18 protein-coding genes are annotated in these 15264 nt (G+C 30.4%); 12 read left to right on the forward strand and 6 right to left on the reverse strand.

Translation table 11 applies throughout. The features are described 5' to 3' along the window. Positions 1-87 precede the first annotated feature (87 nt). The gene (locus HUE88_RS04755; protein WP_194371626.1) at positions 88-1557 is read left to right on the forward strand and encodes an acetyl-CoA carboxylase biotin carboxylase subunit; all 1470 of its coding nucleotides are present in this window, start codon (positions 88-90) and stop codon (positions 1555-1557) included. Positions 1558-1629: 72 nt separating this feature from the next. Here HUE88_RS04755 and HUE88_RS04760 read toward each other — a convergent pair whose 3' ends face one another. Beyond that, positions 1630-2475, reverse strand: coding sequence for a tetratricopeptide repeat protein (locus HUE88_RS04760; protein WP_194371628.1), 846 nt, complete (start codon positions 2473-2475; stop codon positions 1630-1632). Between the two features lie 333 nt (positions 2476-2808). Then, the gene (locus tag HUE88_RS04765; RefSeq protein WP_194371630.1) at positions 2809-3060 is read right to left on the reverse strand and encodes a helix-turn-helix transcriptional regulator; all 252 of its coding nucleotides are present in this window, start codon (positions 3058-3060) and stop codon (positions 2809-2811) included. Positions 3061-3180: 120 nt separating this feature from the next. Here HUE88_RS04765 and HUE88_RS04770 point away from each other — a divergent pair, with 120 nt between their 5' ends. The 3 genes from HUE88_RS04770 to HUE88_RS04780 are packed head-to-tail and all read left to right on the forward strand — an operon-like array spanning position 3181 to position 5381. Then, entirely contained in the window at positions 3181-3567 is a 387-nt protein-coding gene (locus HUE88_RS04770; protein WP_194371632.1) for a hypothetical protein, read from the forward strand. Next, a complete protein-coding gene (locus HUE88_RS04775; protein ID WP_194371634.1) occupies positions 3564-4271 on the forward strand; it encodes a nucleotidyl transferase AbiEii/AbiGii toxin family protein in 708 nt (235 codons plus the stop codon). Before HUE88_RS04770 ends, HUE88_RS04775 begins: the two co-directional genes overlap by 4 nt. 9 nt (positions 4272-4280) lie before the next feature. After that, positions 4281-5381 (forward strand): hypothetical protein, encoded by a 1101-nt coding sequence (locus HUE88_RS04780; protein WP_194371636.1) that lies wholly within the window; start codon positions 4281-4283, stop codon positions 5379-5381. A gap of 474 nt (positions 5382-5855) precedes the next feature. On the opposite strand, the gene HUE88_RS04785 is transcribed toward HUE88_RS04780, so the two are convergent. Then, the gene (locus tag HUE88_RS04785) at positions 5856-6830 is read right to left on the reverse strand and encodes a hypothetical protein (protein ID WP_194371638.1); all 975 of its coding nucleotides are present in this window, start codon (positions 6828-6830) and stop codon (positions 5856-5858) included. Positions 6831-7117: 287 nt separating this feature from the next. Here HUE88_RS04785 and HUE88_RS04790 point away from each other — a divergent pair, with 287 nt between their 5' ends. The 4 genes from HUE88_RS04790 (at position 7118) to HUE88_RS04805 (ending at position 10185) form a co-directional block, all read left to right on the forward strand. Then, positions 7118-7543, forward strand: coding sequence for a hypothetical protein (locus tag HUE88_RS04790; protein WP_194371640.1), 426 nt, complete (start codon positions 7118-7120; stop codon positions 7541-7543). A gap of 10 nt (positions 7544-7553) precedes the next feature. Further along, positions 7554-8489, forward strand: coding sequence for a hypothetical protein (locus HUE88_RS04795; RefSeq protein WP_194371642.1), 936 nt, complete (start codon positions 7554-7556; stop codon positions 8487-8489). Then, positions 8489-9472 (forward strand): tetratricopeptide repeat protein, encoded by a 984-nt coding sequence (locus tag HUE88_RS04800; RefSeq protein WP_194371644.1) that lies wholly within the window; start codon positions 8489-8491, stop codon positions 9470-9472. The genes HUE88_RS04795 and HUE88_RS04800 overlap by 1 nt, the downstream gene beginning before the upstream one ends. Before the next feature lie 209 nt (positions 9473-9681). Further along, entirely contained in the window at positions 9682-10185 is a 504-nt protein-coding gene (locus HUE88_RS04805) for a hypothetical protein (protein ID WP_194371646.1), read from the forward strand. A gap of 7 nt (positions 10186-10192) precedes the next feature. On the opposite strand, the gene HUE88_RS04810 is transcribed toward HUE88_RS04805, so the two are convergent. Both HUE88_RS04810 and HUE88_RS14150 read right to left on the reverse strand, forming a co-directional pair. After that, positions 10193-11059: an IS3 family transposase gene (locus HUE88_RS04810; RefSeq protein ID WP_430733194.1), complete on the reverse strand. Its 867-nt coding sequence runs from the start codon at positions 11057-11059 to the stop codon at positions 10193-10195. Positions 11060-11070: 11 nt separating this feature from the next. Further along, positions 11071-11370: a transposase gene (locus HUE88_RS14150; protein WP_430733196.1), complete on the reverse strand. Its 300-nt coding sequence runs from the start codon at positions 11368-11370 to the stop codon at positions 11071-11073. A 77-nt stretch (positions 11371-11447) separates the two neighbouring features. On the opposite strand from HUE88_RS14150, the gene HUE88_RS04815 reads away from it, so the two are divergent. From HUE88_RS04815 to HUE88_RS04825, 3 genes are all read left to right on the forward strand, one after another. Beyond that, entirely contained in the window at positions 11448-12080 is a 633-nt protein-coding gene (locus tag HUE88_RS04815; protein WP_268245928.1) for a YihY family inner membrane protein, read from the forward strand. A 130-nt stretch (positions 12081-12210) separates the two neighbouring features. Continuing rightward, positions 12211-12627: a hypothetical protein gene (locus HUE88_RS04820; protein ID WP_194371650.1), complete on the forward strand. Its 417-nt coding sequence runs from the start codon at positions 12211-12213 to the stop codon at positions 12625-12627. 16 nt (positions 12628-12643) lie between these two features. Beyond that, on the forward strand, positions 12644-14413 hold the full coding sequence (locus tag HUE88_RS04825; protein ID WP_488349769.1) for an Lnb N-terminal periplasmic domain-containing protein: 1770 nt from the start codon (positions 12644-12646) through the stop codon (positions 14411-14413). 20 nt (positions 14414-14433) lie between these two features. On the opposite strand, the gene HUE88_RS04830 is transcribed toward HUE88_RS04825, so the two are convergent. After that, positions 14434-14772: a hypothetical protein gene (locus tag HUE88_RS04830; protein WP_194371654.1), complete on the reverse strand. Its 339-nt coding sequence runs from the start codon at positions 14770-14772 to the stop codon at positions 14434-14436. A 224-nt stretch (positions 14773-14996) separates the two neighbouring features. Between HUE88_RS04830 and HUE88_RS04835 the strand changes: the two genes are divergently transcribed. Next, on the forward strand, positions 14997-15257 hold the full coding sequence (locus HUE88_RS04835; RefSeq protein WP_194371656.1) for a hypothetical protein: 261 nt from the start codon (positions 14997-14999) through the stop codon (positions 15255-15257). Positions 15258-15264 lie beyond the last annotated feature (7 nt).

Consider the following 15264-nt stretch of genomic DNA (forward strand, 5'->3'; position numbering starts at 1 on the left):
TATGAACAAATAAATTGACAAAAAATAAGAAGAGTTTTAGTTTTTAATTGATTAGAATATCGTTTTAATTAAGTATGAGGATATATTATGAAAAAAATTTCTAAAATATTAGTAGCCAATAGAGGAGAAATAGCCCTTAGAATTATAAGAGCATGTAAAGAACTTGAAATAAAATCTGTAGTTGTATTTTCTGAAGCTGATGCAAATGGAGTATGGGTTGCAAGAGCCGATGAGTGTTACCCTATAGTTGGCAACTCAGTAGATGCGTATCTGAAATATGACAAAATAATTAATATAGCAAAAAAAACAAACTGTGATGCTATCCATCCTGGTTACGGCTTCTTGTCAGAGAGTGCTGAATTTGCACAAGAGTGCGAAGATAATGGGTTGATTTTTATAGGACCAAAACCAAAACATATAGAACTCTTTGGTGATAAAATGGCTTCAAAAGTTGCTATGAAAAAAATAGGCGTTCCAGTTTTAGAAGGGACAAATTCCCCGATAGCAGATGAAGAAGAGGGTAGAAAAATTGCTGGGGAGATAGGTTATCCAGTCATAATAAAAGCAGCATTTGGTGGTGGTGGAAGGGGTATGAGAATTGTCCATATTGCTGAAGATTTTTCAAAAATGTTTGACTCCGCTACCAACGAATCTATAAAATATTTTGGTAAAGGGGATGTTTTTATAGAAAAATATGTTCAAAATCCTAGGCATATTGAGATTCAAATTGTTGCTGACCAATATGGAAATGTAGTCCATTTAGGCGAAAGAGACTGTTCTATTCAGCGACGACATCAAAAGGTTATAGAGATAACACCATCACCATTGTTAAGCGATGAAGTTAGACAAAGACTTTGCAATATCTCCGTAAATGCTATGAAAGAGCTTGGATATGAGAGCGTAGGTACTGTAGAATTTTTAGTTGATGAGAAAGATAATATATACTTTATAGAGATGAATACGAGAGTTCAAGTTGAACATCCAATAACTGAGATAGTTACAGGAGTCGATATTATTCAAAGAATGATAGAGATAGCTGCCGGTGACAAGCTAAAATATTTGCAACATGAGATACAGTTTAGAGGATATGCTATAGAGTTTAGAATCAACTCTGAAGATCCTCAGAAAAATTTTATGCCAACGGTTGGAGTGGTTAAAAAATATTTAACACCTGGTGGTCCTGGAGTAAGACTAGACACCAGCCTATATAGTGGGTACGAACTGCCTACATGTTATGACTCTATGCTTGGAAAGCTGATTGTTTGGGCTCTTGATTGGAAGGGTGCAGTTGCTAAAGCTAGGAGAGCATTGGATGAGTTTCATATAGAGGGCTTCAAAACTAATATATCACTTCATAGAGAGATAGCAAGAGATGAGAATTTTAAAAATGGAAAATTTGACACGGGATATTTAGATATAAATATGAATAAGTTTAATTTAGATGCAGAGAGTTCAATTGCTAATGAAGAGGAAAAAGCTCTAAAAATAGCAGACCTTATTAAACAACTCAAAGAGAACAACCTAGTGTCACTTGAAAATAATTTCACTCTTTATTAAGCTATTTTATTACTATTGTACATCTTAACCCACAAATGAAGTTTTTTTGGGTTAAGCAGTTGCCTTTGTAAATTAACCTTGAATCTTTTTGAAATCTTCACTCTCTTTTATATTTTCAAACAATACTTCGCCATCAATCTCATCTTTTAAATGGGGAGATTTTTCTATGGCTGTTTGTAAGTCTTCAATTGCCTCATTCTTATTGTTAAGAGCCGCATTTGCGCAAGAGCGCTGCCAGTAAGCGTACCCGTATTCTGGGTCAATTTCTATGGCTTTATTACTAAGACTTAAGGCCCACTCGTACTCATCTATGTCAATAACTGCATCTGCTTTATAAGCATAAACTTCCGCATCATTGCTATTTACTTTTAAAATTTCATCATAAAGGTCTATTCTCGATTGTGGATTTGTCTCCAAATTTGAGCGCATCCATAAAGAGTGGATATACTGTGTGTTATATATTTTGTTTTGATTATCCAATATTTTTTTAGATTGTTGTGTCAGTGTCTCTTGTAGAGTTTGCATCTGAGCATTATATTTTTGCGTAATTGCATCTAATCTGGTTTCAACTATCTCTTCAGTTTTTCGTTTTACATCTCTAAGTGAGTTCCATCCGGCAAAAATAAGTATAGATGTTGCAGCAGCAATTAGGTAAAACATATTGCCGATTGTGTCAGTAATATATCTGGCTGCTCTGTCTGTTTGCTCAACTTCTGCTCTTGAAATTCTTTTTTCAACCTCATTTTTAATTTTCATATTCTCCATTCGCAAATCTTTAAGTTCATCCATAATGTATCGCTCAATCAACGGTTTTTTTAACTCTTTATCAAGACCTTTGATTTGAGGAGTGTCAGCATTTACTGAGGTGTAGAAAATTAAAAAAGAAAGAAGTACAAAAAATTTCAACGCTATATTCATAGAGAGCCTTTGGTAAAAAATTGGATTTATTATAACAAATGCCGCTTAATATTAAATATGGCAAAAATTGACGTTTAATGTGGCTGTTTGTTGGGTTTGAAAAGTATTTTGATTGGTTGCGGAAACAGGATTTGAACCTGTGACCTTCGGGTTATGAGTTCTTTTAAATGGTTTTCTTATGTTGTGTGATGATGTCTCAAAGTGACCTATACAGTCATATATCGCACTTTTAAAAATCTTACTAACTATGTCAATTTGTGCCATTATATAGTATGAAATACTAAAGACCCTATGAAATACCCTAGAAAAATATGATTTACTTAGGCAGATATATTATGCAATCTTAATTTTATTGGACTCAAGAAAATTAGCAACATCTAAAAGATCAAATACGACCTTACTATGTTCTTTCGATCCTAGCTTTTTCCATTGAGGCACACCAACACCAATTGCCATATAACGATTAACTGTTGATAATGAGACTCCAAGGACATACTTTGCCAACTCTTCTTTTGTAATTGCAAATTTATTAAAGTGTTGAACTAATAAATTGTATCTATTTTCACTATATTGTAAATTATTCATGTGAATACCTTCTTCTTTAAAATACATTATTATATGCTTGTAGATTTCAATTGTACTTCAAACTATAACATACTTGTAATATTTATCCGATTATCGTATAATAACAAAAAGGAGTGTTTCATGAAAACAAAAGATATTAACAGTGTATTTGGTGTTGCTCCTGCCACACTATTTGATTGGAATAAGCCTGAACATAAGAAGCATCAGCTTGCGAAACTTTTAAAAAGCCTTGAACTAGAAGAGGTCTTGAGTATATTAGAAAAAAGTAATCCAAAACCTAAACCTATGATGCTATTATCAACGGTAAACTGTTCTATAGGCGATAAATCAAAACACTATACACTTACAAGTTTGAAAAAACTGTTTTATAAAAAAGAAGAGTTAAATATATATGATAAATATGCACTTAAAACTATCAAAAATGAAGCGATGGAAACTGAGATAGAAGATTTTATACACTACTATAAAATTCCGATTGATAGAGTGCAGAAGTTGTTATCAGCATGATAGACAATATAGAGTTTGTAAAAGAACACTACAGCGACCAGATTAATGCTTTAAACGGTTTTATTCGAGATGCGTATCCATATTTACCAGATAAAAATAATTCTCTTATTCGTTTTGGTGGCGGTACTGCTTTGGCTATATATTATTTTCAACATAGACTTAGTTTTGATATTGATCTGTTTGTAACTGATGTGCAAGTTCTTAACTATCTGAGCCCAAAACATTGGATAGAAGAGACTTCCATTTTTAATGGTGATAAATATATTGACTTATCTAATCATATTAGAGTACTTTTTAGAGAAAATAATATAAAGGTTGATGTATTGGTGTCTCAAGATAATATCGCTGATTGTTTAGTAGATGACTCAAATAGTCTATTCTCATCTACTGTTTATGTTGAAAGCATAGAAGATATAATCGCTAAAAAAATTGTATATAGACGTAATGATAACTTAACAAGAGATATTATAGATATAGCTATTGCCATAAAATACGCAGATAATATTTTAAAAAATCTTTATGATAAAGAGCATATTACGCTAAATGATGTGAGTGAATTATATGAATCTTTGATGGCGCTTGATACTAAAATTTTTCATGAAGAGATAGAAATTGTAAAGCCTTTTGAAAAATATATGGATGTTGCAACAGATGCACCTGAAATAATTAAAATTGAGTGTCTTAAAATTCTCAAATTGAAGTAGGGTGATTATATGAGTAACAATATTGATTTTATAGCCAGTAGATTACCAGACCTAAAAGATTATTCCTACTTAGAAGACTTAGCTGGGGTGGAGTTCTATTATACGGCTATATACGAATTGTTTTTACGTAATAAACATAATAAAAAAGTTATAGACGAAATTATTAATTTTTATGAAGTTAATAAAAAAAATATCAACCAATATCTCGAAGAACGAGATATTGGTGACACATTAGAGTTTTATGTTAAAAGTAATGCTCTTGATGGCCCAAAAGATGGATTCGGCGCATACTCACAATTAAGTGATATGGTTAAGTCATATAAAGGACTACCCTTTAAGCATTATGATGATGATCATGTCTATTTAAACAAGAACATAAATAGTAAAATATTTGATATTATAAATTTTGTATATGAAGTAACTGAGATAACTAAAATTCATCGTAATGAGTCAAATGTAAAACTAAGTGATTACATCTATATAGAACATAATAGTAGAAATATTGTCTATGTAAAAGAAGAAGGCGATTTGATCTATAAAGAAGTTATATCAGTTGCTAATGTAGATGAAACTTCAGATCTTGATAATGAATCATGGTTTATCTTGACTCATGTAAAAGCTGAGATTAATTATGATAAAGTTAAAAAATATTTAGCACATAATAAACATTCAATATCAAAGCATGTATCAGTAAGTGTTAATAATAGTAAATATCCAGTTGTTAATACGGTAGAGAATAATTCAATAACTATTGGCAGGGATGTATTAAATGAGTACAATCAAGGGATGGCGTTTTCTTTATTAACTCAGGAGTCTTTTTTAGTAAGAGAAATTACCACAAAGAAAATAGATAAACATAAAGACTATTTGCGAAATATGCTCAAGACTAATACTAAAGATGCATTTATGTTTGAGATGTATATTTATGATGCAAAAATTATCTATGATAAAGTTATAAAAAAAGAGTTAAAGGACAATCATCTTGGTATCAAGGATGAATTTTGGATCACTATGTCGGATAAGATTTCAGGCATTAATTATAGAACTATCCAAAATAATCATACAAGCGTAAAAGCAATTATTGAAGATGAATTATATCTCTTTGTATAGAGAAATTTGGACACAATGTACTTTGATATTACAAAATAGTTTCGGATACGAACATACGGGTCTATTACGAACACACTTCTTTTCCTATAACTTCCGGAAATAGTGGGAAATAAAGGCTTCTTTATTTTAAAATTTCCTCAAAAACAGGAAATTAAGTGAAGTTTAGTGACCGTTTTTGGTACCGTTTTAGTACTTTGAAAAGTTGTTCCAAAATTCCTAAGGATTTATGGAAAATTACGATTGTGACTTTTTGAACACTTTGTGGAACATGGAAACTCTATATAGCTGACATTGTTCCAAATATAAGTTTAAGATATAAAAACTAATTTTTATTATCGTTGAATTTTAATGTTTTTTTTAAAGTAGTCTTTTGATTTTTCTTTTTTTCATAAGATACCTATTACCCGTTTTTGGGTGTAGAGATATCTTATAGTTTTATTTGGTTTATTTCAAATAAAGAGAACTTTTATTAAACTATTTTTTCAATTTTACTTCAAACTCTTGGCAACCTGAATCTATATTTCCACGATATATTTTATCATTAATAATATACCCTTTCATTCCAACAGTGCTATAACCATTTGGATTATAAATCCATTTTCCAGGCATAAAATTTAACTCTTTCGTTTCTTTATTATATATTCCATATAATTCAAATTCTCCTCTTCCATTACCACTAAATTTAAATGTTGCTTTAATATCTTCACTATCAACATATTTAATATTTACATCTAAATTCGTTTTTCCTTGACCACAAATATAATATCCTCTCCAAGTTTGATTTTTTGATAGTACTTCTTTTATAGAAGTGACCTTTTTTATTTGAATGTTTTCATCCATCTCTAACTCATAAGGAAGGATAGTCCCCACAGCATTAAAACAATAAGAAGCAGTATCAAAGTCAAATTTATCATTACTTATTACAAACTCATGTATCAGTTGTTCTGATTGTTCGCCACTTAATTTTAAAGAAGCTTTATATTGAGATATCATCTCTTTATATGCTCCATATTTTGCTTGTTGTTTTATATCTTTCATTGCAACTGCTGGGTCATTAAAACAAAAGTGTGTTAAAGATACTTTTTTAGGTCTATATTTTTCTAAATCTTTTTTAGTTATATAAACATTTACATCTGTACAAATTTCACCAAGGTTTTTACCATTATAAAATGATGGATTGCCTTTTACTCTTACTGCACCAACTGCACGAGACTTTATAGCATCACTTACTAATTTACCATTTTCAATATCTGTTTTTGAAACTATTAATGTTCCATATAACTCTTCAAGAGATTTTTGTTTTGCTTTTTCAATTAGTATCTTTTTTTGTTCATCCAAAGTTTTGTTTGGATAAACAGATTGTTGAATACAACTTGTTTTTGAAGTTTCTAGTTTATCTTGTGCATTAGCTACTGTTAATAGCATTAATAGTGATAGTAGTAGTTTCATTTTTTTCCTTGTGTGTATTTTAATTTAGATTTATGAACATAAGTGAACATTTTTTTATATCTGAGTATTGATGTGCAATTATAGCGTTTATATTTATTAATGCCAATAAAAATTAAGACAAGCATATTGCTTAGTTTATTTTAACTTCTATCTGTTATTTTAGTTCTACATTTTGATAAGCTCGGCTTACAAGATGAGCTGAAACTTAGTAAAAATAGAATATTGGATGTAGTTTTTATATACGTTAAATAAAAATTTAAATACAATAAGCAAATTATTTAGGAATTATGATGAATATATTTTACTTTTTAATAATATCGTCAATTTTATTTTTCAGCGGCTGTGTAAAGCAGAAACAAATTACTGTAACAAATAGTATGCAAGTTAAAACTATAGAAAAAAATTCAAAACCAGTATGGATAAGTAATCCTAACTATAAAGGTTACAATGGTGTCGTCGGTTATGCTGAAAAACAGCGTAACAAAAAACTTCAAAAAAAGATAGCACTTATTACTGCTAAGGCGAGGTTGTCCGCACAGTTAAATATACATGTTGAGAGTATAGTTACTTTATACAGCAGCTCTAAAGATAACACTCAAGAGGTTCATTCTAGCTCACACCAGACATCTTCTAATCATATTCAAAATGTTATTGTTAAAGATGAGTATATAGATAAAGATGGTGCCCTATATCTTTGGCTAATAACAAAATAAAAGGATTTTTATGAAAAAATTTACACTCTTAGTTTTATTACTTTGCTTAAGCCTTCAATCACGCGACGTTATAGATGACACTGGTTTATGTAAAATAAACTGGACAGAGGGGCATATACTTTGTGAAGGTGAATCAGCTGAAGGTCAAAGTAGTTTTGCTGCAAAAATTTCTGCAAAAGTAATAGCACAAAGAAATCTCCTTGAAGTTGTTAAGGGTGTGCAGATAGATTCAGAGATTACTATCGAAGACGGAATGCAGACAAGTGATATTATTTCCAGTCGTGTTCAGGGAGTTATTCGTGGTGGTCAAATTATCTCAAATAATTATAATAACTCTAACAAGAGCTCTATAGCAACTATAAAACTTAAAATGGGTAAAGATCTTTTATCTGCGTTGTTAAGCGATCCAAAAAAACTTTCATGGAATGAAAAAATACAAAAATACTGGAATGATTTTTCCATTATTTCTGAAGCACATGCAAGCGCTGTTTATATGCAAAAAGAGCGAGAGACTATACAGAAGCTTCTTGAAGATTTACGAACGCAAGGAAATAGCTCTGGCGTTGTTTACTTAGAAAATGTCTTAAGTTCAATGACAAAAAATAACCATACAGGTATTTTAATAGACATTAGTCAATTAGATAGTTTTAAAAAGGCGATGATAGTTCGTCTTGTTGATGAAAATGGAAAAGAGATTTACCCAGCAAATTTAGTAAGTAAAAACATGCTAATGAAACGTAATACATCAGTAGGATATATGTTTGGTTATGAAGAAGCGCGAAACGATAAACGTGTTTTTCATATACCTTTAGAGATTAAACCAGATAGTGTTTACCGAAATAAAAAATCAAATATTGTTATCAACAAAAAGCAGTTAGCTATGATAAATGCACTTGATGCAGATGTTTTAAAGCAAGCTAAAATAATACTTGTTTTAGGAGACTAATGAAGAAATTATTTTTTATAATTTTATTTTTATTCTCATTTGTTCAGGCAGATGCTGCTTTCGATAAAGCCTTGTCTTCTGAACTAAGAGCAGAAGTATACGCTCAAAATCTTCTTGATGGTGGTTATGAAAAAGAGGCTGATGAATTTTTAGTTAAAGCACTAGATAGTTACCCTGAAAATGTAACACTCTTGATGTTTAGAGGAACAGCACTTTTTAATCTAAAAGACCTTGAAAGTGCAAAGAAATACTTTATGATGGTATTAGAAAAAGACTCTACAAATGAGCAAGCATCTGAATTTATTGGATTAATTGAGGGCCAGGAAGAAGCAAAAGAAAATAAAGCAGTAAGTAGCCTAATCGAGTATCTAAGTGATAAGGGTCTTGACTTTGTAATGATTTTTCTCGCATTTCTAGGCGGTGAGATAATTGCTCGTAAATATAATACATGTACAACACATGAAACAATGTCAGCTATTAGAAAATTTCTTCAGCGACAAGAATTATCTAAATCTTTTACATCTCGTATAACTTTCTCACTACAACAATGCTGTTTCTCACGCGCTATGTTTAGCTTCTGTTCTTTGCTGGAAATATTGGTAACACTGACTATAGTATTCGCCTTACTGATTGTGTGGTTAATGGTGGAATTTTTATTTGAGATAACTGTCTTTTTAGATGAATCTCTAAATACACTCACGTCTGATGCTATTTGGAGTCACTCTGTTGGCTTATTTTTATGGTTGGGAGTTATTACTTTAGTGCTTCGTTTTTTGATGAAAATGACAGAGTATAATAATAAAGAAGAAAAATATGTGATTGAACTTTCAGAGCATATTGAGAAACTTTATACTAATCAATCCTATGGACGTTTTTATGATGCATTGGATTATTTATCAGATAAAGACTACCAATTTTTAAAGGATTTTATACATAGTGATGATGTGCAAGAAACTATAGAAAAATATTTTCATAAGACGTAATGAAAATTAAATTTTGCCATCATAGCTATAACATCATGTGACATAAGCTGTCGTTACACGATGTTATAACTATGATGCACCTGTGTTTTAATTAAGTCTAATTTCATAATAAAAAAGATTATTCAAATAATCAATTTTAGAAACTCATTAATCAAGCTCATGTAAAGTTATTTATAAGTACAATTTAGCCAAAAATAGGAATTTAATTAATGAAACTTACTCTTATAGGTTTACTCTTTAGTTATAGTCTTCTTGCCCAGACAATAAAAGACATAAATGCAGAAGCTTCTTTAGCAATTGTGAACATAAATTCTCAAGAAGCACAGCAAATGGTACTTAGACGAGCAAGAGCAAATGCGATAGAACAGGCTAATGGAATAGAAGTAAAGTCTACAACACTCATTAAAGATGGAGCACTTGCTATGGACTTTTTAAAGACTTATACAAGTGGAATAATAGTGAATGAGAAAGTGATTTGGCTTCCAATGACTACCTATCAGCTTAATGAAACTCAAGCACCTATCCCAGAATATCATGTAAAAATTGTCGCTGATGTAAAGATAGTAAAGAAAAAAACAGATTTGCATTTTTTTGCTACACTGAATAAGACTGTTTTCATAAATGGTGAGAACTTAACTCTTTCCTTACTTAGTTCAGATGACGCTGAATTCGCTATATTTTGGAGTGGTAACTTAAATTCATACTCTTTATAATACATTATTAAGCAGCTGTTTCCATTTGCAACACCAAGTTCATCTCCTCAAACTTAGAAGGAGATACATTTCCTAGATAACTATGACTTCTTACTCTATTATAATAAAATTCTATATACTCAAATATTTCTCTTTTTGCTTGATTTTTAGTATAAAAATAGGTTTGATATACCAAGTCAGATTTTAGAGTTTTGAAGAAGCTTTCAGCAACTGCGTTATCCCAGCAATTACCCTTTCTACTCATGCTTGCAGTTATGCCATTGTTTTTTAATAAATCTTTATGACTATAAGATGCATACTGGCTACCTCTATCTGTATGCCACAATAGCCCTTGAGGTGGATTTCTATGTTGTATAGCCATATTTAATGCATTATTTACAAGTGAAACTTTCATAGTATCATCCATAGACCACCCTACAACTTTTCGGGAGTATAGATCTATGACAGTAGCAAGGTATAGCCATCCTTCTCCTGTTGATATATAGGTAATATCACCCACATATTTAGTATCTGGTGCAGATGCATAAAAATCTCTATTGAGTAGATTTGGTGCTATTGGTAAATTATGATTAGAGTCAGTTGTATTTTTATATCTTCTTTTCATTTTTACTATTAGACCAAGAGTCTTCATTATGTTAGAAATTCGCTTTCTAGATACTAACAAGCCATACAACTCTTTTAATTTGTCCTGTATCCTTCTTGTCCCGTAGTTCTTTCGACCTTGAACAAATATAGCTTCAATTAAATTATTGAGCTGAGTATCTTCTTTTTTGATGATACGGCCGGCTTTTATCCAATGGTAATAAGATGATTTATCTACCTTAAGAACCATGCACATCTGTTTAACACTGAAACTCTGTTGATGTTTTTGCATCCATGCGTACTTTATAGAGTTTCTTTGGCAAAGTACGCCGTTGCCTTTTTTAAGATGTCACGCTCTTGTTTAAGTAGCTTATTCTCGCGTCTAAGGCGTTTATTTTCTTCATCTAGAGTTTCACCAAAGTGAGATGTTTTTATGCTTTGTGTTGCTATATTATGTTCTTTTTTATAGCTACTAATCCAGTTGTATAATGTCTTTGGATTTATATCTAAGTCTCCTGCAACTTTTGAGACGCTCTCATTATTGTTGAGAATTAATTGCACTGTTGAGTCTCTAAACTCTCTATTAAATTTACTGTTTCTCATGATTTCCCTTATTCATTTTATTTTAACTTAGAATTGTTAATTTCTTAGTATGAATTTAGGTTACCACTCCAGACAGCATAAAAGTATTTATCTTCTCAAACCTTATGCCTGTTAATTCGGAATCAATCATGGGACATATTGATGGCTTCTTGGCAAACTCTGCAAAAATGGGAGTCATAGGTTTGGCTATGATTTTGGTAGCCTCACTTTTATTTTTCAAAAACTTTGAGTACATTGCAAATAAGATTTTTCATGCTAAAAAAAGAACTCTTTGGGAGTCGATTACAACTTACTGGACAATGCTGACTCTGACTCCTATAGCACTTGGAGTCTCTTTTTATATAACCGGTTATGTAGCAAACCTCGTCTCTTCAAATGAGTATATACCAGGCTTAAACATACTTCCTTTTATTCCGTATATTATTATATGGGGTTTATTCTTTCTAATTTTTCAAATAGGTGCAAACACCAAGATTCATCCTAAAGCCTCTTTAATAAGTTCATTTATTATCTCCATAATCTTTAGTATTTCCAAAAATGCATTTATTTACTATGTGTTTTTTAACAAGTCCTACACAACTATGTATGGCTCTTTTTCAATTCTTATGTTTTTATTTTTATGGATTTACGTCTCATGGATTATTTTTATTTACGGTTTAAAGCTGTGTTATATGATAAATCGAGTATATCAAAACAGAGAGAATCGCTAAAGTAAACTAAAGGTCTTGAAATATAAACAATATAAAATAACATTTATAATTATTTATTATTACTTTATCTTATCAATTTGATTATTTGTGTTAAATGTGATACAATCTCGAAAAATTTTAAAGGATGAAATTGAACAAAAAACTTATAATTGCATTACCACTAATTAGTGCTGTAATGTTTAGTGGATGTGCTACTCTATTTGGAGGCGGCGGAAAGCAAACTCTTAGTATAAATAGTGATAAACCAATGCCAATAACTATAGCTTATGCTGATGGAAGTAGTCCACAATATGTAACTACTCCTGCAACAATATCAGTTGAGAGAAGAAATAGGGATATAAAAATATCAAGTAATGCAGGTGAATTTCAGCCTGTTACGGTCAAAAAATCAGTTAATGGATGGGTTGTTGCTAATATTTTAGGTGGTTTTGCTTCAATTCTTTCTACAACTACTGATGCTGCTTCAGGTGCATTGTGGAAATATGATGATGCTGTAAACATACACAGTAATGGTGGTGTACAAAGTAACACAGAGATAAGTTATTAGAAGATTCTTTCTTCTAATAAGCCTTTCAGTCCTTTTATACGCTTCTCCTCAAAATACTTTAAAATCAGCTCATAAGTTTAAACTCTATGAAAAAAATGAGTGGAAAGCACTTCTTCACTATAATGGCAACATTAATATTACAGACAAAACATTTATATTAAGTGAAGAGTTTTCACTACAAAATGAGCTAGACGATACTATTAATGGATTTTATAACTCAACACATGAGTATGAAGATATTAATAACCATCCGCAATGCAAATTTCCCGCAAGATTACTATTTATTACACATGAGCTAAATATATCTAAGCAAGAGTTTCCAGAAATACATTGTACAGATTTCAATACTTATAAAATGAAAGCTCCTGCAGATAAAATTTTTATAACTTATGCTTCGGAAAATGTAAAAAATCCTCCAAGTATGATGGGGCATACATTTTTAAAATACAGTGGTGAAAATCATCAAGGACGAAAAGTTAATCATGCCGTCACGTTTTACACAGTATTAGATACTGTAAATTTACTTAGCTTGGCTTATCAAAATATATTTTCAGGAATGCCTGGAATGTTTGCTTTGCAACCATATCAACATATAGTTAAAGAATATACAGATAAAGAGAATAGAAATGTTTGGGAATTTGAACTAAATTTATCTGAATATAGAAGAAAATTAATTTATTATCATATCTGGGAATTAAAAGATATTGATATGAAATACTTTTTTACAAGCTATAACTGCTCCACAGTTATTTATTACACTTTATCATTAGTAAATCCAAAAATATATGATGACAAAAAGTTTTGGGTAACTCCACTAGACACAGTCAAATTTTTATACAAGTATAATTTGATAAAAAAAAGTGAATTATTACCAAGCAATGAATGGCTAATAAAAATGTTAACAGAACATTTAAATGACAACGAAATTGATAATATAAAAAACATTGTTAAGCATAAAGAATATACTGAAATATCAACATTAGATTTTTATTCATTAAAACTACTTGAAGCATACAGTACTGTAAAATACAAAGAAAATGATATAAGTACAGATGAATTTAAAAATCTAAAGCATAATATTCAAAAAGCTGAGCAAGAAGATACTAATACTTTTGATATATCAAAATATAAAACACCAAGTAAAATTCCTAATGAAAGGCAATTTGGCATAGGGTACAAATATATAAATGAGGATGACTACTTAAAACTATCTTTCTTGCCAGCTTCTCATCTCTTAAATGATTATAACCGTGAATATTTTGGTGAAAGTGAATTAAAAATATTTAATTTATCTGTTTTGCTCAACAAAGATACTATTGAATTAGAAGAATTAACACTATATGGAATGAAATCTTATATTCCTTATGACACCCTAACAGATGATTTATCGTACCAATTTGAATTAGCTGTTAAAAAAGAGTACAGTGAAGATATGAGCTATGTAGATACTGTTAAAATTGACGGTGGTATAGGGATAGATTTTTTACTAGGAAATGATATAAATTTATTTGCTATCTTAAATTTCGGACTTGGATATAATGCAAATGATAATACTCATGTTTTTTTCAATCCACAAGTTGGTGGAATGATATATGAAATACTTAATATGAAAAGTTTGGCTTATTACCAGCCACTGTTTGTTAATGATAATAAAGTTTATGACAAATATGTATTCAATCATAATATATTTCTTTTTAAAGATTATAAACTTTATTTCAATTTTGAAAAAGTATGTGCAGAAACAGAGTTTATAAATTATGAATTTGGAATTAACAAACTGTTCTAAATAGTGAATATAGCTAAAGCTTACAAACTTAAAATAGCATAAACAAAAACACCAAAACTCATTACAAGTAAAATCCACATGCCAGCTTTTTTATATATAGCAACAAACGATAAAATAATCTGTAAAGCCAAGTAGTAATAACTTAGAGATATCTGTGTCGCAGAATCTGACAGCTGTGTAAAACTCTCCAAAACTCTATCAAATAAATCTCCAAAACCAATGAAATGCAATAAAATACTAAGTGGATAAAATAGAGTAAAAAGTGTTGTCCACAAAATTGAGAGCGGATGGTAGATGCTAAAGCTTCCAAATATTGCTAAGGAAAAAGGTAACATCAAGATGTAAACCCAAAATGGCATAAGTATAAATTGCCAAATTTTACTCAGATGTTTAAAGTGAATGAGAAATAAGAAGATATAAAAAACTCCGCTCATATGGAGATGGATATTTAATTCAGTCAAGTGAAAAAAGTTTAACAGAAATTGGTTTTGATTTAAAACCAAGTTGGGAACTCACAAATAATCTTTATTTTGGGATTCCTTTTGGTTTTAATTATGGAATAGTTGAAATAAATAGTCCTTATGTGGACAGTGCTACATGGAGTAGAATTGGCTATAAAGTAGGTGCTTCACTTAGTTATGTAGTAGCAGATCAAATTGAGCTTTTAGCTGGATATGACTTTAAAGGTGCAATTTGGCAACCGATTGAAGCATATGATGGGTCTTCGTATACGATTACAACAACTAGCTCTGGCTCTGGCATATATTTCGGTGTAAACTTTTGGTTTGGAAATGCAGCGCAAAAAGCAGCTCCAACAAGTAACTCTTCTGAAATAGCTTACTAGTAAATTT

The sequence above is a fragment of the Candidatus Sulfurimonas baltica genome (assembly GCF_015265455.1).
In the GTDB taxonomy this organism is placed as follows: domain Bacteria; phylum Campylobacterota; class Campylobacteria; order Campylobacterales; family Sulfurimonadaceae; genus Sulfurimonas; species Sulfurimonas baltica.